19 protein-coding genes are annotated in these 18,389 nt (G+C 60.6%); 7 read left to right on the forward strand and 12 right to left on the reverse strand.

What is annotated here, in order from left to right; translation table 11 throughout:
* Positions 1 to 35 precede the first annotated feature (35 nt).
* From ABJ076_RS22835 to ABJ076_RS22845, 3 genes are all read left to right on the forward strand, one after another.
* Positions 36 to 1,274 (forward strand): ABC transporter substrate-binding protein, encoded by a 1,239-nt coding sequence (locus ABJ076_RS22835; protein ID WP_348195899.1) that lies wholly within the window; start codon positions 36 to 38, stop codon positions 1,272 to 1,274.
* 61 nt (positions 1,275 to 1,335) lie between these two features.
* Positions 1,336 to 2,127 (forward strand): ABC transporter ATP-binding protein, encoded by a 792-nt coding sequence (locus tag ABJ076_RS22840; RefSeq protein WP_348195900.1) that lies wholly within the window; start codon positions 1,336 to 1,338, stop codon positions 2,125 to 2,127.
* A 12-nt stretch (positions 2,128 to 2,139) separates the two neighbouring features.
* Complete coding sequence (locus ABJ076_RS22845) at positions 2,140 to 2,928, forward strand: SDR family NAD(P)-dependent oxidoreductase (RefSeq protein ID WP_348195901.1); 789 nt, start codon at positions 2,140 to 2,142, stop codon at positions 2,926 to 2,928.
* Positions 2,929 to 2,950: 22 nt separating this feature from the next.
* On the opposite strand, the gene ABJ076_RS22850 is transcribed toward ABJ076_RS22845, so the two are convergent.
* Positions 2,951 to 4,054: a CaiB/BaiF CoA-transferase family protein gene (locus ABJ076_RS22850; protein WP_348195902.1), complete on the reverse strand. Its 1,104-nt coding sequence runs from the start codon at positions 4,052 to 4,054 to the stop codon at positions 2,951 to 2,953.
* Between the two features lie 112 nt (positions 4,055 to 4,166).
* Here ABJ076_RS22850 and ABJ076_RS22855 point away from each other — a divergent pair, with 112 nt between their 5' ends.
* Genes ABJ076_RS22855 through ABJ076_RS22865 form a run of 3 tightly spaced genes read left to right on the forward strand, consistent with a single transcriptional unit; the run spans position 4,167 to position 7,393 of the window.
* Positions 4,167 to 4,955: an enoyl-CoA hydratase-related protein gene (locus ABJ076_RS22855; RefSeq protein ID WP_348195904.1), complete on the forward strand. Its 789-nt coding sequence runs from the start codon at positions 4,167 to 4,169 to the stop codon at positions 4,953 to 4,955.
* Positions 4,956 to 4,972: 17 nt separating this feature from the next.
* Entirely contained in the window at positions 4,973 to 6,211 is a 1,239-nt protein-coding gene (locus ABJ076_RS22860) for a thiolase family protein (protein WP_348195905.1), read from the forward strand.
* 15 nt (positions 6,212 to 6,226) lie between these two features.
* Positions 6,227 to 7,393 carry an acyl-CoA dehydrogenase family protein gene (locus ABJ076_RS22865; RefSeq protein WP_348195907.1) on the forward strand — a complete coding sequence of 389 codons (1,167 nt, stop codon included), beginning with the start codon at positions 6,227 to 6,229 and terminating at the stop codon, positions 7,391 to 7,393.
* Between the two features lie 271 nt (positions 7,394 to 7,664).
* Here ABJ076_RS22865 and ABJ076_RS22870 read toward each other — a convergent pair whose 3' ends face one another.
* From ABJ076_RS22870 to ABJ076_RS22900, 7 genes are all read right to left on the reverse strand, one after another.
* Positions 7,665 to 9,050 carry an MmgE/PrpD family protein gene (locus ABJ076_RS22870; RefSeq protein ID WP_348195908.1) on the reverse strand — a complete coding sequence of 462 codons (1,386 nt, stop codon included), beginning with the start codon at positions 9,048 to 9,050 and terminating at the stop codon, positions 7,665 to 7,667.
* A 547-nt stretch (positions 9,051 to 9,597) separates the two neighbouring features.
* Positions 9,598 to 10,626: an IS110 family transposase gene (locus tag ABJ076_RS22875; protein WP_348195910.1), complete on the reverse strand. Its 1,029-nt coding sequence runs from the start codon at positions 10,624 to 10,626 to the stop codon at positions 9,598 to 9,600.
* 105 nt (positions 10,627 to 10,731) lie between these two features.
* Positions 10,732 to 11,367 (reverse strand): glutathione S-transferase family protein, encoded by a 636-nt coding sequence (locus ABJ076_RS22880; protein WP_348195912.1) that lies wholly within the window; start codon positions 11,365 to 11,367, stop codon positions 10,732 to 10,734.
* 10 nt (positions 11,368 to 11,377) lie between these two features.
* Positions 11,378 to 12,277, reverse strand: coding sequence for an SDR family oxidoreductase (locus ABJ076_RS22885; RefSeq protein WP_348195913.1), 900 nt, complete (start codon positions 12,275 to 12,277; stop codon positions 11,378 to 11,380).
* 40 nt (positions 12,278 to 12,317) lie between these two features.
* A complete protein-coding gene (locus tag ABJ076_RS22890; RefSeq protein WP_348195915.1) occupies positions 12,318 to 12,815 on the reverse strand; it encodes a luciferase family protein in 498 nt (165 codons plus the stop codon).
* A gap of 8 nt (positions 12,816 to 12,823) precedes the next feature.
* A complete protein-coding gene (locus tag ABJ076_RS22895; RefSeq protein WP_348195916.1) occupies positions 12,824 to 13,639 on the reverse strand; it encodes a class III extradiol ring-cleavage dioxygenase in 816 nt (271 codons plus the stop codon).
* Between the two features lie 66 nt (positions 13,640 to 13,705).
* The gene (locus ABJ076_RS22900; protein ID WP_348195918.1) at positions 13,706 to 14,113 is read right to left on the reverse strand and encodes a DoxX family protein; all 408 of its coding nucleotides are present in this window, start codon (positions 14,111 to 14,113) and stop codon (positions 13,706 to 13,708) included.
* A gap of 133 nt (positions 14,114 to 14,246) precedes the next feature.
* Between ABJ076_RS22900 and ABJ076_RS22905 the strand changes: the two genes are divergently transcribed.
* Positions 14,247 to 14,600 carry a helix-turn-helix domain-containing protein gene (locus ABJ076_RS22905; RefSeq protein WP_348195920.1) on the forward strand — a complete coding sequence of 118 codons (354 nt, stop codon included), beginning with the start codon at positions 14,247 to 14,249 and terminating at the stop codon, positions 14,598 to 14,600.
* A gap of 45 nt (positions 14,601 to 14,645) precedes the next feature.
* On the opposite strand, the gene ABJ076_RS22910 is transcribed toward ABJ076_RS22905, so the two are convergent.
* Genes ABJ076_RS22910 through ABJ076_RS22925 form a run of 4 tightly spaced genes read right to left on the reverse strand, consistent with a single transcriptional unit; the run spans position 14,646 to position 18,383 of the window.
* Positions 14,646 to 15,533, reverse strand: coding sequence for a DUF4432 family protein (locus ABJ076_RS22910; protein ID WP_348195921.1), 888 nt, complete (start codon positions 15,531 to 15,533; stop codon positions 14,646 to 14,648).
* Positions 15,526 to 16,614, reverse strand: a complete 1,089-nt coding sequence (gene ugpC, locus ABJ076_RS22915) for a sn-glycerol-3-phosphate ABC transporter ATP-binding protein UgpC (RefSeq protein ID WP_348195922.1) — start codon at positions 16,612 to 16,614, stop codon at positions 15,526 to 15,528. The genes ABJ076_RS22910 and ugpC overlap by 8 nt, the downstream gene beginning before the upstream one ends.
* 21 nt (positions 16,615 to 16,635) lie before the next feature.
* Positions 16,636 to 17,466, reverse strand: a complete 831-nt coding sequence (locus tag ABJ076_RS22920; RefSeq protein ID WP_348195923.1) for a carbohydrate ABC transporter permease — start codon at positions 17,464 to 17,466, stop codon at positions 16,636 to 16,638.
* On the reverse strand, positions 17,463 to 18,383 hold the full coding sequence (locus ABJ076_RS22925; protein ID WP_348195924.1) for a sugar ABC transporter permease: 921 nt from the start codon (positions 18,381 to 18,383) through the stop codon (positions 17,463 to 17,465). Before ABJ076_RS22925 ends, ABJ076_RS22920 begins: the two co-directional genes overlap by 4 nt.
* Between the last annotated feature and the right edge of the window lie 6 nt (positions 18,384 to 18,389).

The raw sequence follows: 18,389 nt of genomic DNA on the forward strand, positions 1-18,389 counted from the left end.
CGGATCGGGCGGCCAGCAACCAAGGAGGAAGCAAAATGACCTACAAAACACATTCAGGCCTTCGTAGTCTGTTGGCAGTGAGCGCTATCGCCTTCGCAACCGTCGTGCCTGCGAAGGTGCAAGCCGAAACGAGCTATAACCTTGCCCTGTTGTCGGACTTCTCGGGTCCCTATGCCGATATCATGCCTGTTCTGGCAAGCGGCCGCGAGACCGTGTTCAACTGGTGGAATGAGACACGCGGCAAGGAACTTGGGGTCACGCTGAACTTCAAGAACTATGAAACCCGCTACGATGCAGCACAGGTTGCAAGCCTGTGGCCCGGCATCAAATCGGAACTGAATCCGATAGCGGTTGTTGGTTTGGGCGGGCCCGATGTCGCCGCTCTGTCTGAGCGGCTGCCGGAAGACAAGATCCCCATGTTCATGTCCACGGCCGCTTATGGCTTTGCCTGGAAGCCCGATTCCTGGATTTTCAATCCGCGCCCGACCTATTCGCATGAGAGCGCAGGATTTCTGTCCTGGCTGCGCAAGCAGCGGGGCGGAGACGAGCCGATCAAGGTTGCGATCCTGGCCTCCGAAGCTTCTCCTGCCTATGTGGACATGGCGAAGGGTCTCGAGCTTTATGCCGAACAGAATCCCGATGATATCGACATCGTCGAGGTTATCTATACCGAGGTGCAGCCCACCGATCTGACAACCCAGATGCGCCGCGTCGCACGTTCAGGGGCCGAGGCGCTGGTCATCCAGACCAACACTTCGATCGTCGTGGCCGCGAAGCGCGGATTGCAGGCCAACGGCGCCAACGTCCCGATCATGATGAGCTCGCACAACGGGTTGCCGGCCTCCGGAGGGGCCCTGGGCGGTCTCGAACAGCTCGAAGGCGATTACGAAGCCTACGGTATGGCGATTGCGGCCGACGAGGACAGCCCGGCCCGGCAGTTCTATAACACCCTGACCTCGGACTACGGGCTTAAAGCGCCCTGGAACGTGGTGACCGCCATGGGCATTTCTCAAGGTCTCTTTGTCGCCACGGTCATCGAGCACGCGATCCAGGAAAACGGCGCCGAAGGTCTGACCGGCGAAGCTGTGCGCAAGGCGCTCTTTTCCAAGCCGATCACCACCGAGGAAACGAACGGTTTCCTGCCGACGCTAACCTTTACCCCTGATGCGCCCTTCCCGCTGGAAGGCCTCAAGGTGAATATTGGCACGGTCAGAAACGGCAAGATCGTCATCGAAGCGACGAGCGTCGACATTCCCGTCGTTCAAAAATGGTGAGATGAACCGGGCGCCGCACAAGCGGCGCCCGTTTCCGTCCCGAAACCCAGGCGCGAAGGCCATGCTGGAACTCAACAACGTAGAAGTGATCTATTCCGACGTTATCTTGGCGCTCAAGGGTGTTTCCATCACTGTACGCGAAGGTCAATGCGTCGCGCTGCTTGGGGGCAACGGGGCCGGAAAAAGCACAACGCTTAAAGCCATTTCCGGGACGCTGAAATCCGAAGACGGGAAAGTTTCGGCGGGATCGATCATCTTAAACGGCAAGCCGGTCCAGAATCTGGAAGCGTCGGATGTTGTAAAGAACGGACTGATCCATGTGATGGAGGGCCGACGCGTGTTGCGTCACCTGACCTCCGAGCAAAACCTGATCGTGGGCGGGCATATGGCGCCCAACGCGACCGAATTGAAACACCGGCTGGATCACGTATATTCCCTGATGCCGCGCCTTGCGGACCTGCGCAGTCGCACCGCCGGCTTCATGTCGGGTGGCGAACAGCAATTGTTGCTGATCGGCCGGGCAATGATGGCAAGGCCTAGGATCATCGTAATCGACGAGCCGTCGCTGGGATTGGCGCCGATGATGATCCGCGATGTTTACGAAGTTCTCAAGCAGCTCAAGGCCCAAGGCACGACCTTCTTTCTGGTCGAACAGAACAGCGCCGCGGCCCTGTCGATCGCCGACTATGCCTATGTGATGGAAAACGGTCGCATCGTTCTGGATGGCCCGGCAGACAAACTCGCAGAAAACGAGGACGTCAAAGAGTTCTATCTTGGTGTCTCCGCCTCAGGCGAACGGAAGAGCTATCGCGACATCAAGCACTATCGGCGCCGCAAGCGCTGGCTCGGGTAGGAAGGAACGACAATGAGTGACATACTCCATATCAAGGGACGTACTGCAATTGTAACCGGAGCGGGGCAAGGCGTGGGCCGACAGGTTGCGCTTTACCTGGCCGAGCACGGCGCCAGTGCCGTTATGATCAACGACTTCCACGCCGAGCGGGCGGAAAGCGTTGCTGCGGAAGTCGAAGCGGCAGGTGTCAAGGCGCTGCCGATCGCCTTTGACGTCTCGGACTTCGAGGCCGTCGGCGCGGCCTTCGCCGAGGCGCAGTCGGCTCTGGGAAGCGTGGATATTCTGGTCAACAACGCCGGGAACGCGGGGCCGACCTCGCGGCTCGATGATCTGGTGCCTTTTTGGGAATCGGACCCCACGGAATGGAAGCGCTGGATGGCGACCAATTTTGACGGGGTGCTGAACTGTACCCGTCACGCGATGCCCTTGATGGTCAAAGGTGGTTATGGGCGCATCGTGACGGTCATTTCCGATGCGGGCCGTGTGGGCGAACCGCATCTGGCGGTCTATTCCGGCGCTAAAGCGGGGGCCGCGGGTTTCATGCGCGCCATCGCAAAAGCCGGCGGCCGGTTCGGGATCACGGCCAATTGCGTAGCCCTCGGCGGCACCAGAACGCCGGCGGTTGCCGATCTTATCCCCGATGCGGAAACCGAAAAGCGCGCTTTGTCGCAGTATGTGATCCGCCGGTTGGGCGAACCGGAAGATCCCGCGGGAATGATCCTGTTTCTGTGCTCGGATGCGGCCAGTTGGATCACCGGGCAAACCTATCCGGTCAATGGCGGGTATTCCTTTGCCTGCTAACAACCAATGCGGAGAATGGACCTTAGACAGGTCCTTCTCCAAGAAGGGTTTTGTTGTCGGCACCGATGGCCGGCGGCGGGCCGGACAATTCGGTTTCAAAACCGTCGAATTTCAGGGGCTGGACCAGAAAGACCTCGGCACCGCCATCTTCGCGCGCAAGCGTTCGCAACAGGCCTCTGGCGCGCACATGCGGGTCATCAAGAGTTTCGGCCAGCGAATTGACCGGGCCCCAGGGCACCCCCGCCCCATCGAATATCTGCCCCCATTCATCGCGCGTCCTGCCCACCAGTACCGCCGCGATCTCTTGGCGCAGCTCGTCCTTTCGGGCGACACGTTCGCGGCCTTTCAATCCCGCATGCTCGGGCTTGCCGATCACTTCGCAGAACGGGCGCCAGAACCAATCTTCATGCGCGATGGACAGCGTCACAAGCTTGCCGTCGCCGCAGGTGAAAACGCCATAGGCCGGTTCGGCGATGAAATCGCCCAACGGTGTGCCATTGGCCGCGGGTACGAGAAACGCGGTGAGCATGGAAACCACCGCATCCGACATCGACACGTCGACATAGCGGCCATTCCCCGTCCTCTGGCTGGAGACCACTGCCGAAAGGATTGCAATGGCCGCAAACAGCGCGGCGCCGATATCGGCAAGCGGAATAGCCGGCAACACCCCGGGTTTTCCGGTTTCGGCCTGATCTGCCAACAATCCGCCGACACCTTCATAACTCAGGTCGTGCCCCGCCCGGTCACGATAGGGCCCATCCTGTCCGTAGCCCGAAACCGACACGTGAACCAGCCGCGGGTTGATCTTTCGTATCGCTTCATACCCGGCTCCCAGCGCGTCGAGCTTCCCGGGCCGGAATCCCTCGACGATCACGTCGGCCGACCGGGCCAATTCACGGAACCGTGCCAACCCCTCCGTGGATTTCAGATCCAGCGCTACGCTGCGCTTACCCCGGTTCAGCGCCCTGAACAGCGGCGGAAACTGCCGTGCCGGATCGCCAAGGCCCGGGCGTTCGATCATGATGACCTCGGCCCCCATATCCGACAAGAGCATCGTCGCATACGGGCCAGGAAACTGTTCCGCCAGACTGAGGATCTTCAAACCGTAAAGTGGTGCATTGCTCATTTTGGGCTCCCGTTCTCGTTTCACCCGCGCGCGGGCCCGCCCATAGCATCGCAAGATCCCGCAAAAAGCAACCCTAAAATAAAAATTTATCCTTATATTTCAAAGGTTTAGAATGGCTGAAGCGCCCAGGACCCTATCCCTCGAACGGGTCGGTCAAACCGAGTGGATCACTTTCCAGAGAACCGACCAGATGAACGCGATCTCGATGCAGATGCTGCACGAGATGACGCAGGCGATCGAGAACGCCATGAGCGATGACAGCGTTCGCGCCATCGCCCTGACCGGAACCGGACGGGCGTTTTGTGCCGGCGCAGACCTGAAGGAAGTCGCAGGCGCGAAACATGCCCCGGGCGAACCGGATCTTTTGGATCTGGTCGATCACGCATTCGGACTGATGCGCAATGGCCCCAAACCCGTAATTGCGGCCGTGAACGGGCTGGCGATGGCGGGCGGCCTTGAAATGGTGATGGCCTGCGATCTGGTCTTTGCCGCCGAAAGCGCGCAATTGGGCGATGCCCATTCCAATTTCGGCGTCTTTCCCGGGGCCGGTGGTGCGGCGATCCTGCCGCGCCGGATCGGGCTGAACCGCGCCAAATACCTGTTGTTCTCGGGTGAGAACGTCTCGGCGCGCGAGATGATGGACTGGGGATTGGTGAACAAGGTCGTCCCCGATGCCGATCTTCGCAACGCGGTTCAGGTCTTTACCAACAAGTTGTCTGACAAAAGTCCGGCCGTGCTGCGCCGCATGAAGGCGGTCGCCAACCGGTCACTGAACGTCGACGAAACCGCGGCACTGGCCGAAGAGATGCTGAACCTGCGCGCACATATGCGGTCATGGGACATGCGCGAAGGGCTGACGGCCTTTGCCGAAAAACGAAAACCGAAATTCCGCGGCTATTGAGTCAGGGGGAACGAATAATGCAGGATATCTATGTTGTCGGCGTCGGCATGACGCCGTTCGGAAAATTTCGGGAAAAATCGATCAAGGGCATGACCCACGAGGCCGTCACCGACGCCTTGACGGATGCAGGGTTGTCAGGGGAGAAAATCGACGGCGCGTTCTTCTCGAACGCGGTGCAGGGCCACATGGAAGGCCAGCACATGATCCGCGGCGAGATCGCGCTGCGCGAGATGGGCATCCAGGGCATTCCGGTGGTGAATGTCGAAAACGCCTGCGCCAGCGCCTCGACCGGGTTCAAGCTGGCAGTGGATTTCCTCAAGGCCGGCAATGGCGATTGCTGCCTGGCCGTGGGCGCCGAGAAAATGTACTCCGACGACCGCGCGCTGATGTTCTCGGCGTTCGACAGCGGCTGGGACGTGAGCAACGGCGAAGAGGTTGCGCGGCGGCTGGCCGATCTGGGCACCGGGGTGACAGAGCCCGAGGGCTCGAAATCGCCCAAGCCGTACAGCGTCTTCATGGATGTTTATGCCGGCTTCGCGCGGCTGCACATGAAGACCTTCGGCACCACGCAGGAACAGTTCGCCGCCGTCGCCGCCAAGAACCACGCGCATTCCGCGCATAACCCGCTGGCGCAGTATCGCGATTCCATGACCGTGGAACAGGTTCTGGCCGCGCCGCCGATCACCTACCCGTTGACCCTGCCGATGTGCGCCCCGATCTCGGACGGCGCAGCGGCGGCGGTGCTGTGCACCTGCGAGGGGTTGAAAAGGCTGGGTCTCGATCCTGCCCGGGCGATCAAGGTCAAGGCCGCGGTCCTGCGGTCCGGCACCGACCGCGCGCCGGAGGATTTCAGGAACCACCTGACCCGGCTGGCTGCGCTTCAGGCCTATGAGCTGGCCGGGGTCGGCCCCGAGGACATGGCCCTGGCAGAAGTGCATGACGCCACTGCCGTGGGCGAGGTCATCCAGATCGAGAACCTCGGCTTTGTCGAGTTCGGCGAGGGCGGACCGGCCAGCCTGCGCGGCGAGACGAAGATCGGCGGGCGCATCCCGGTGAACCCCTCGGGCGGGCTGGAATCCAAGGGCCATCCGGTGGGCGCCACCGGCATCGGACAGATTTTCGAACTGGTCACGCAGCTGCGCGGAGAGGCCGGCGCGCGTCAGGTCGAGGGTGCGCAGAACGCCATCGCCGAGAACGGCGGCGGGCTGCATGGCGTCGAGGAAGCCGCGGCCTGCGTCACTATTCTGGGCCGCTAAAACAGGAAGACTGCAATGGAAAACGTGATCGCCGCCGCACAGGCAATCTATACCGACGAACAGCGCATGCTGCTGGAGAACTTCCGCAAGATGGCGGAGTCCGAGTTCGCGCCGCTGGCCGAGAAATACGAAGAGCTGGGCTATCCCCCCAATGCGGAAACCCTCAAGGGCCTGTTCGCCAAGGTCGAGGAATTCGGGCTGATCAGCGGGCTGATCCCCGAGGCCGATGGCGGCGCCGTGATCGACCGGATGACCTATGGCATCCTCTACGAGGAACTGGCCCGCATCTGGGCCGATCTGGCCATCGCCGTGCTGATCCAGGGCCACGCGGTGTTCGCGATCAACCTGCTGGGGGACAAGGCGCAGAAAGAGGCCTATCTCAAACCGCTATTGCGCAGTGAACGTATCTGCGCCACCTGCATCTCCGAACCCTCGGTCGGCTCGAACGTGCGCGAGGTGAAAACGCGCGCCGAGCGCGAGGGCGACAAGATCTTCATCACCGGCCAGAAACTGTGGATCTCCAACGGCGCCCAGTCGGATTTCGCGATCGTGGTTTGCAACCTCGACGACGGGATTTCCATGGTCATCGTCGACCGCGACAAGGGTGGTTATGAAAGCCGTGAGCTGCGCAAGATGGGGTTGGTCGGCGCTTCCACCTGCGAACTGTTCTTCGACCGGGCCGAGACCACCTCGGCACATGTCCTGGGCAATGCCGGGGGCGGGCTGTTCCAGACCCTGAAATTGTTCGAAAGCGCGCGCGTCTTCGTCGGGCTGACCAGCGTCGGCATCGCACAGGCCGCGTTGGAATGCGCGGTCGCCTATGCCAAGGAGCGCGAACAGCACGGCAAGCCGATCGGCGGGCATCAAATGATACAGGGGTATCTGGCCGACATGGCTACTCAACTGGATGCCGCGCGGCTCCTTTGCCAGCGCGGGCTGCAACTGCTGGATCTAGGTGTGCGCTGCGATACGCAGACATCAATGGCGAAATGGTATGCGACGGAAATGGCCGTCGAGATCGCCGGCAAGGCCGTGCAGATCCATGGCGGCAACGGCATCACCCGGGAATTTCCCGTGGAACGCCATTTCCGAAACGCAAAGATCATGCCGATCCCCGATGGCACCACCGAGATCCAGAAGCTGGTCATCGGGCGAAACCTGACAGGGTTCAACGCTTTCTAGAGCATCTTCGATGAACGCGGAGGCGGGTGTTTGCGATCGAAGATGGGATGTCGATGCGGGAGGCGGCGCGGCGCTTTTCCGGATCAGGATTTCGGCAGCCGGCATCTGGGATGCCCGTCCGACGCCGCAGCATCGAGACGAGATGGCGCTTTGTATCATCGATTGCTCCCTAAGGCGCGGCGATGCGGCCAATCATGTCGCTGATTGCGCCATCCGTTACCATACCCGATGGATTTTTTTGGTCTGTCGGAATGGATATGAGTCTGGTGTGTCAGACAAGAAGTGGCCCGATCCCATCACTTGACGCGACCGACCAGAGAGTACGGGAAACTTGCGCCCACCTGTCTGCGTCCAGGACTCCACCATATTCTGCCAGACGACCCGCCTTTTCTTCAATCTCATCGCGCGTCAGGGTATTCCCAGGGTCGCCCTTTGGTTCTGCGACGCGGTGCCTTAGGACTGTCCCGTCTTTTAGCGTCACAGATACTTTTCCGATCCAGGATGCCGGGTATTTCTTTTCCACTTCGGGATCAAAAGCCATATCGATCCTGTTCATGAACGACCTTGCCCGTTCATTTTCAAGGATGCCGTCGAACTCGGCCATGCCGGCTCGCCGGTGGATTGCAATCAATGCCAACGTTGCGGGCATAGAGAACTTCGCCTGATGAACAGTGGTTGGGAAGGTGACTGAGCCCAGTACATCAAGTGCTGCCTGGTGCACATGCGCGGTGACATGCTCGATGTCCTCGGTGTTCAAGTAATTTTCCAGCATCAGCTCAAGAAGAGCATCTGCAGCAGGATGAGTGTGGCGGCACGATGCATGATACTTAAATGACGTCTCTGCAAGACCCCATCTGACACCCAACCCGGTACTGATCTTCTCCAGGGCACAGTTCGAAGACATTCCAGCGGCCATTCCTTTTTCGCCTTCAAGGATTTGTTTTGCACCCGTGAAACCTCGGGCGGCAAGGCTTGCCGCAATCACACCATTGCCGGCAGCATTCGCAGTATGAAGCTGTTTGGAATCTGCCGCATCTTTTAGAAACTCCCAAAGACCTGCGGCCTGAGTGCCGGCAGAGCCAAGAGCGTTCAACATCTGCTGGGAATCGAGTTTGAGAAGACGTCCTGCCACGGCAGCCGCAGCAAGCGCTCCTGCAGTTCCAGTCGTATGAAAGATCTTGTAGTGTGGAAGGCCGAGATATTCCCCGATGCGGATTCCGGTTTCGTATCCGGCAACGCACGCCGTTAAAAATTCGGTTCCGCTCGCATTGCAATGCTGCGCGATCGCTAGCCCAGCAGGAAAAACGACCGCACCAGGATGAAACACGGAGCCATTATGGACATCGTCCTGTTCGGAAACATGCGAAGCGGCGGCATTCACAAAAGCGGCAAAATAAGGTGACGTCATGCGGCCTGAGATAAGTACTTCCGATCTCCCCTGATCGGGACCCATTTCCTTTGCGAAATCATCGATCGCAACGATTGCCCGATGACGTGCACCGGAAAATGCGGATCCAGCCCAGTCAACATAAAGGTCGACCGCTCGCTCAACTACATGCGTTGGGATATCAGCTATTGACAGCGACGAGGCGAATTCGGCCAGCTTCGCGGTTCCCTCTATGGTTGAAGTGCTCCAGTCTGTTCTAGTGTCGATCAAGAATGTCTCCCATGAGCCCATTGGATCCCAAACAATCGGTTTGGCACTCGTTTTGATTGTTGCCGTTCGTACCGGACCGCATGAGCCATAGAGGTGTCAAGTACTTAAATGTGTCCCGCGAGGTCGATCACGTTACAGTATCCGACGCCATTGGGCTTGCTGCCGAAAGTTTTCTTCCCTTTCGTCGCACTAACTACGAAGCGGCTCACCGCAAGTGACCGAACGCTGGCGAGGCCGCTTCTAACAGCAATTGTTGAATTGCCAATCATTCTAGGAGACATTTATGGATACCGCCGTTCATGCAAGGCTCTCTTCGAACGATTTGGACGTGTGATCGGGTGCGGTCATGTATCAGGCCTTTCGTTGCGGCACGAATACGACCGCTGGCCGGTATGGAGCTACGCGGACCTGGTGCAAATCAGTTCTGCGAGCTCGTCGCTCACTGACCCGGATGCATTCCCAGACCCACTCTCACCGATCTTTGTCCTTACCGTTCGCTGACCTCCTCACACGCCGACGATCCGTGCTCACAGCAGCGCAGCGTTTGCTATGCCGCAGCCAGCCCGGATCCCTTGTAGCTCTCATTCTTCGTCATCATTGCCCAGATCGACCGAGCCATCTTGTTGGCTAGCGCGATCGCAACGAGCATGCGTGGCTTGCGCGCCAACATACGCGCCAGCCATGAGTTCTCGGGAGGGGATTTGCGGCATGCCCATCGGATCACGGTCATCGCGCCGATGATCAGAAGCCGCCGGATATCGCGTTGGCCCATCTTCGAGGTTCGCCCGAGTTGTTGCTTTCCGCCACTCGAATGATGCTTGGGCACCAGCCCGAGCCAGGCCGCAAAGTCTCGCCCTTTCCGGAATGTGCTCATGGTTGGGGCGAAAGCTTCGATCGCCATGGCGGTGATCGGCCCCATCCCAGGCATCGACATCAGTCGGGCCGAGGCCTCGGAGCGCTTTGCTTCCGATCTGAGCGTCTTCTCCAAGCCGGCAATACGAGCGGAGAGCACCTCGATCTGCTCAAGATAAAGCCGCGCGGTTTCCACGACGACGAGTTCGAGGCCAAGGTTGCCTTCCTCGATGATCTCCGACAGCAAGGCCAGGTTCGCAATTCCCTGTGGCGCAATAACTCCATGCTCAGCCAGGTGAGCGCGAAGAGCGTTGATAAGCTGCGTTTGCTGGCGGACAACCAGATCGCGCGTCCGGAAGATCATGGAACGGGCTTGCTGGCTCTCGGTCTTTGGAACAACGAACCGCATCGAGGGGCGGAGCGCCGCCTCGACAATGGCCTCGGCGTCAGCCGCATCGTTCTTGTGTCGCTTGACGAAGGGCTTCACGTAGGCCGGTGGGAGCAGGCGAACTTCGTGACTGAACTTGCCGATCTCACGTGCCCAATAATGCGCTGTCGCGCATGCTTCCATGGCAACAATGCACTTCGGCAGCTCCGTAAAGAAGGCGAGGATCTGTCCACGCGACAGCTTCCGACGCAAGACAACCGCGCCATCGCTTCCAGCGGCGTGCACCTGAAACACTCGCTTTGCCAGGTCCAAGCCGACAATGCTAATTTCCTTCATGGATGCTCTCTCCTCTCAGTGACGTTCAACGCACATCACTCTGGCACATTGCGATGCCGTCGGGAGGGGGCATCCACTCCATCAGTTCTCTGCGCAAATCAACAGTCAGAGTCCCAAGAGCGCGTTCAGCGGGACCATCGCCTTATGCCAGCTGTCCCTCGCCTCCAGCCGTTCGATCCAGGCGGCAACGGCGGGCCGGGTCTCCAGCGAGATTGCAGCCTGCTTGCGATACATGAAGGTCGTGGCCAGGTAGAAATCCGCAAGGCTGAGATCGCCGGTGATCCAGTCCTGCCGGGCCAGACCCTCTTCCAGCACGTCGAGAAACTGATCGGTGGCCTTGCGCTCGGCTTTGACCGCCGCATGGTCGGCATCGCCCATGCCGAGTTTCTCCTTCAGGAACAGCTCGAAGGACAGTTTCTGCATGGCTGGACCCAGATGGATGGCCTGCCACCAGGCCCACTGGTTCATCAGCGCCCGTTTCCTCGGCGCAGACGGTACCAGACCCGCGTCGGGGGTCTGGCTGACCAGGTAGCCGCAGATCGCCCGCGACTCCCATAGAAAGAAATCGCCGTCCTTAAGGACAGGCACCTTGGCGTTGGGATTGCGCCGGAGGAATTCTCCGGCGCGGTTGTCGCCCCTACGAAGATCGACCTCGACGATCTCGATGTCGATGCCCAGTTCGAAGGCCACAGCGCGCACGCGCAGGGCGTTGGGCGATAAGTTGGCGTTGTAAAGCCGCATGGTTCAGTCCTCAGCGCTGCGGCGGCGTCAATAGTGCCGCGCGGTTCGCTATCAGGAAGTCGCGCACCGATTGGCCAGGTTGGCCGGTCAGCGTCTTCAGGTCGTCGCTGGCCACATCGAGGAAACCCTGCGCCATTGCCTCGTCGAAGGAAACGAAGACCCGCGCCATGAATTCCGGCAGGCCGTTTCCAATCATCGCCCGCGCCAGTTCCTCGGCTGGCAGCGCGATGTACGAGATCTCCTTGCCCGCGACGTCGGACAGGATCGCTGCGACCTCAGCCTGGCTGACCGTCTGCGGCCCGGTGATATCGAGGGTCTGCTTTCCCGTCGCCGTCATTAGCGCCACGGCTGCGGCACGGGCGCAATCCGCCCGCGTCACATATCCGGTCTTGCCCTCTGCCGCGGCGGCGAAGTGCTTGCCCATGGCGACGCTCTGCGAGCCGCCCATCAGCAGAAAGTCGGTGTACATGTTGTTGCGCAGGATCGTGTAATCCGCCCCACTGTCCGCGATCAGCTTCTCGGTCCCTTCGTGGTCGCGGGCGAATCCGATCGGACTTTCCGGGACCGGGCCCGCAAACGATGTATAGACGATATGCCCAATGCCCACCGCCTTGGCCGCCGCAACCGCGTTGGAATGGGCAGCGAGCCGCTTGCCCGGGTGGAGATCGTCGGTCGAAATGATGAGGAGACGCTTGCCGTCAGTAAAGGCGGCCCCAAGCGACGCTGGATAGTTGAAATCGCCCTTGCGGGTCTCGACACCCTTGTCGGCGAGGTCGGCCAGCTTTTCGGTATTGCGCGATACGGCGATGATCGGACCGGCGCCGGCCTGCAGCAGCAAGTCGACCACCTGCCGGCCAAGCTGGCCGGAGGCGCCGGTGACTATGAAGGGGCCGTTCTGAATGTCGGACATGGTTGGTCTCCTGTTCTGATTGCTGAGGAGGCTTTTGCTCTCAGCCGTGGATATGGACGGGGGCGGGGTTCGCCAGCTTGCCGCGAGCGAAGTCCCAGCTCGTGGTCAGCAGGCGCAGCATGACATCGACCTCGTTCTCGTCACGCGGGGCGAAAGCCATGACCGCCGTGGCCGGGATATAGCCCAGCCGCGCCATGGGATGCGGTTCGCCCCAACCTTTCGCGATCAGTTCCTCAACCACGGATGGGGGCAGCATCAGGTGCGACGAGCCATCGTGGGCGGGGTGCACATGGGCAAACTCGCGCCCGATTATGAAGGCCTCGCGTGGTCCGCATGCGTGGGCTACAGGAAGCACCAGGGCCTCGGCGCCGGGGACCGAAACGCCCGACCAGCAGCGCTCGACGAAGGGCAGGGCGAACGCCTTTTCCTTGAACAACGCGTGAATCTTGGCCGACGAGTTCTGGGACACCTGCTCATGCGGTGCGCAATCGGTGGTTTCGGGGCGCGGTCCATGCCGTGGGGGAAGTTCGAAGCTCATGGTTGCTCCTATCCAAATCTGAAGGCGCTTTCGACCGCGCCCAATACGTGATCCTCGAGGGTCTTGCCTCCCCGATCCGCAAAGGCGGCCCCGGCCGCGACGTGCAACGGGATCAGATGTTCCTCGCGCGGATTGGCGTCGCGTGCGCCGGGTGCCTGATCCCACGCGGCCAGCATAGCGTGCCGCACTTCGGGGTCTTCATGGGTCACAGCACTCGTGAGCCATCGGTCGAAATCGAGGCCGCGCACGTTGCCCTCCGCCCCGCCGCGCATGGCGCGCATCATGACGGCCATATTGTGATAGGTGTTGCCGGACCCGATGATCAGCACCCCTTCGTCGCGCAAGGGCGCCAGCGCGCGACCGGCGGCGAGATGCGCCGCGGGGTCGAGATCGGCGCGCAGGCTCAACTGGACGGTGGGGATGTCGGCCTCTGGAAAAGCCACCTTTAGCGGAACGAACACCCCATGATCGAAGCCGCGCGCTGGGTCGGCCCCGGTTTGGAACCCTGCGCCTTCCAGAAGTCCGCTCGCGCGGGCCGCCAGCTCGGGATCGCCCGGCGCGGGCCAAGTCAGCTGATATGTGTGCAGCGGAAATCCCTGATAGTCGAACAGCAGCGGCGGCGCGGGGTTGGTCTGCACGGTAAACACCCGCTCCTCCCAATGACCCGAGATCACGAGGAGCGCCTTGGGCTTTGCCGGCAGGCTCGCAGGTAAATTCTCGAGGAATCGGCGTTGCCTATCCCAGGTGTCAGGCGGGTTCCAGTCCATGAAGAAACACGGGCCGCCGCCATGGGGAACAAACATTGTCGGCTGTCTGTCCGTCATGTCGTCGTCCTTTCGAACCCCAAAGCCAAGCGTGGAAGGGCAGCGCCGTGGCAGCTCGGCATCGGATCAGTTCGCCGCTGACGGAAACGCGGGCGCGTAGGCCGACTTGACCGCCCGCACGCGATTGGCGGTCAGCCACGAGGCGATCAGAAGCACCCAGGTCGCCAGAGCCGGCGGCCAGCCCGGATCGCCCACGCCCACATGCGCCCCGATGGCTAGCACCAGATGCCAGAACATCGCCGCATATGCCCAATCCACCAGCATCGCCGAAGGGCGCCAGAGGATCACCACCGCGCCAACGATCTTCAGAATCGCGAGCGGCCAGATGATGTAGGTGGGATAGCCCAGCACCTCGCGATACATGCCCGCGACCATGTCGTGGGACGAGATGTAGAAGGCCGCGGCACCTAGATAGACCAGCGCCACAAGGCCGGTCGCAATCCAATAGACATACTTTGCCACTTTGTCGCTCATTGCCGCTCTCCCTGTTTGCAACGGCTTGTTCAGCCGCCGTTCTCTCGTTAAGTATCTTTAGATGCCTTGCTTCATTGGAGAAAGTAGGCACGTAAAAGTAACTAACTTCCTTTGACTGTGAGGGCTATCCACGATGAAGAGCGTCCTGCCCCCTTCCTGCCCGATGGAGGCGCTGCTGCGTGTCATCACAGGCCCTTGGACGATATACATCCTCTGGGTTCTGTCCGAGCAGGGACCGCAGCGTTTCGGTGCGATCAAGCGTCTGGTGCCCGGGATTTCCACTCGCGTCCTGACCGAGCGGTTGCGGATGCTGGAACATGCCGGTGTGGTCTGGCGCGAGCAGGCTATGACCATCCCACCGGCTGTAACATACGGATTGACTGAGCGCGGCGCGGAGCTGCGTGGCGTGCTGGACACGCTTGGCACCATCGCGCGCCGCTGGGAGGTCGAGGGTGCCTTCGACGGGACCGCAAGCGCGGCAGAATGACGCCGCCCTTCCTGTTCGCGGGATAATCCCGCGCCCGAGAACAACTCAGGCGGACCCCGACCCGAAGCTCATGACTAACTGAAAACGGCGCTCGACAGAACCGTTAAGCGGTGTTTCATCGCGCAGGAGTTCACCGCGAGGCTGACGGTTATGAGTGGTCGGTTCGATACAGAAAAGACCACCGCCAGCCGCCGTACGTCGATGAAACTGTAGCCAAGGCAGGGCCTGCTTGTCGAACGACAACCGGAAGCACCGTCGCGGATCCCTTCCACCATCCGACACCTGGATAAGGTTCCCATTGGCCGGTGCGGGTTCGCAGAAGGTGAAGTCCTCGGTGCCGGGCAGGTCCGGACGCATGCGAGTTGCGATCTCGACTAGAGTATCCGGGCAAAATTGCGGGGCGCTGAGATTGATGTGATAGAGTGCCATGATGGGCGTGATCTCCCCTCGCCCGCGCGCTTCAACCCGGTCTTCAATACTGATTTCGGCACGGTCGGGAGGCAGTGTCACGCGTCGATGGAGCCGCCAGGACTGACCTGAAAGGGTTCCGTGGGCGACCGTTGCACAGACCTCGGCGGAACCGTCCTCCAGCACTTGCGTCGTTGTCACGATAGCGCGCCTGAGCGACATGGAGCCATGCAGCGGGAAGTGCCGGAGGCCGTCGTTCGCCGGTTGGCGGATGTGATCAAATCCGCAAGTGCAGAGCAGACCGCCAAGGGCCTGATCCATCTCTCCCGGTCGGGCCGGGGCCAGCCCGTTTTCGCCTATCCATCCGAAAGGCACGCCGCGATAGCGCACAATCCCGACATCAAGGCACCGATCGGGAAGTAGATCGATTGAGAGTCCGGCCGCGTTTTCGACCTCGATCAGCCGAGCGCCGTCCTCGGTGCCGCCATCGAAACGCAGGGTCCGCAGCCTGCATGTCTCAGCCATTCGTGATCCTAACGCCAGTGTCAGGATTGAAAAGCAATATATGTCGCTCCTGCAACTGCACATGAAGCTGCTGACCAGCGACAACGCTATCGGCCAAACCACGGTCATTGTCCGGGTCGATACGGAGCGTAACCCGGCCTGCCGGGGTTTTGCCGACGAGGAACGCGTCGTGCCCGGTAAACTCCACCGCGTCCACTTCGAAGGGCCAGCGATCCGGTGCTGCGTCTGGCCAGACCCTGATGTGCTCGGGACGAATGCCGAGATCGACCTCGCGACCCGCAGCGGCCTGCAATGACTCGGACAGCGGTAGCCCCTCGAAGGTGAGGCGGCCGGCCGCGGATGCCAGCATGCCGCGTAGCATATTGATCTCGGGCGAGCCGATGAAACTCGCGACAAAGCGGTTCTGCGGTTCGCGATAGATCTCTCGCGGCGTTCCAATCTGCTGGATACGACCGCCGTCGAGCAAGACGATGCGGTCAGCCATGGTCATAGCTTCGATCTGGTCGTGAGTGACGAAGACGGAAGTGGCCCCCAGTTGATCGTGCAACGCCCGCAATTCCAGTCTTGTCGCCGCGCGCAGCTTGGCGTCGAGATTGGATAGAGGTTCGTCGAAAAGAAAGACCTGCGGCTGCCGAACGATCGCCCGACCCATGGCCACGCGTTGCCTTTGCCCGCCGGAGAGCTGACCGGGTCGGCGGTTGGCGTATTCCGACATGCCAAGCATTTTTAGCGCCGCTTCGAGACGGCGGGCGATCTCGGTGGGATCCGTCCCGCGCATCCTGAGGGCAAAGATCATGTTCTCGGCGACCGTCATGTGCGGATAGAGCGCATAGGACTGGAAGACCATCGCCATGTCCCGATCACTCGGTTCGGTTTGCGTAACATCCTTGCCGTCCACAAAAATCCGACCCGCGTCGATCTCTTCCAGACCCGCAATGATCCGCAACAACGTGGACTTACCGCTACCCGAAGGACCGACGAGGGCGATAAATTCGCCGCTCGGAACCTCCAGATCGATCGGCGGAATAACCTCTACCCGACCGTATTTCTTTCGTACCCCCTTAAGGGTGACGGTTGCCATGAGACTCCCTTCTCTCCGTGTCTACTTGACTGCGCCCGCCAGAAGCCCGCGGACGATAAATCGCTGGCCGACGAGGATCAGGATCAGCGCCGGGACGATTGACAAGAGAGTCCCGGCGGCCATCTCGCCATAGCGGATGTCGTATTCCTGCGCGAAGGTTGCGATGGCGACCGGAGCCGTCATCGTCGCCGGCGAGGTCAGCGTCAAAGCGATGGCGAAGTCGCTCCAGGAAAAGATGAAGATCAGCGCCGTCGCCGCAATCATTCCACCCCGCACCAGCGGGAAGGCCACCCGCCAGAACATCTGGCTGTTCGAGCATCCGTCCATGCGCGCAGCCTGAAAGATCTCGTGCGGCAATGCGAACATGAAGCTCAGCATCAGGAACAGGCCCATCGGCAGATTATGCACGACATGGGTCAGGATGACCGAGACATAGGTTCCGTGCAGTCCGATCGCCGACCACATGACATACCAGGAACCCACGAAGGTGAGCGTGGGAAGCATTTGGAACAACAGTGCCCAGCCCAGGATCGGCCAGCGAACCCACCCGGGTACTCTCAAGCGGCCGAGCGTAAAGGCGGCCATCGTGGCAATAACGATGACGATCGCGGTTGAACTGACAGCGACAAAGGCACTGTTGAGCAGGTTCCACAGGAATTGGGACTGACGCGAAAAAAGAAGCTGCTCGAAATTGCTCCAGGTGACCGGACTGAGCGTCGCGCCCGTTATGATATCGATCTTGTATTTGAAGGCATTGGATAACACCCAAAGTGTCGGCAGCAGAATTATTCCCGCATAGCCCCAGACTAAAACATTTGCCGCAACGCGACCCGAGGTTCGACGCAGGGTCATCCTGCGTCCTCCGCGTTCCTGCGGCGGGCAAGCACTCCGCGCGCGAGGATGATCGTGAGCGCTATGGCAAACAATGTGACCACCGACATCGCCGAACCGTACCCGACCTGATCCTGCCGGAAGAAGGTACGGTAAATCGAAAAGTTAACGACCTCCGTGGCCGTGCCTGGCCCGCCTGATGTCAGCAGATAGACCTCGTCGAAGACCTTGAACGACAGGATGACCCGAAAAATCACCGTGATGAGGATCGTAGGCAGCATCAGCGGCAGCACGATATGGCGCACCTCCTGCCAGAAGCCGGTCACATCCAATCGGGCCGCGTCCAGAACTTCTTCGTCAAGCGACTCCAGACCGGCGAGCATGAGAAGAAAGACGAAAGGCGTCCAGTGCCAGATGTCCACGAACATCACCGATGCGAGCGCGATGTCAGGGTTTCCGAGCCAATCGACCTCGTTCAGACCGAACCAACGAAGCAGCGTGTTCGCCAGCCCGAACTCGCGCCCCATGACCAGACGCCACATCGTGCCAATGACGATTGGGGGGATCACGATCGGCAGGAGGAAGATGCCGGTCAGGATCGTTCGCCCGACCGACCCCGCCCGCTTCACGGCCAGCGCCATCGAAAACCCGAGGACCATCTGGCAGGTCACGACCGTCACCGCAAAGACGAGCGTGTTGCGCACCCCCGCCCAGTATATCGTTTCCTCCAGGAAGAGCCGGCGGTAGTTCTCCAGACCGATATAGTTGAACTCGGCCGCGCCTTCACGCCATTCCACATCGAAGAAGCTCAGACCCAGAAGGTTCAGCACCGGAAACCCGGACAGAACCATGAAGAACACCGCGACGGGCGCAAGCGACAGCACCAGCCATCGCTTGTTCCGACGAATTACGACACCCGGTTTGATCATGGTGTTCATCTGGTT

The organism is Nisaea sp., assembly GCF_039990255.1.
GTDB lineage: Bacteria > Pseudomonadota > Alphaproteobacteria > Thalassobaculales > Thalassobaculaceae > Nisaea.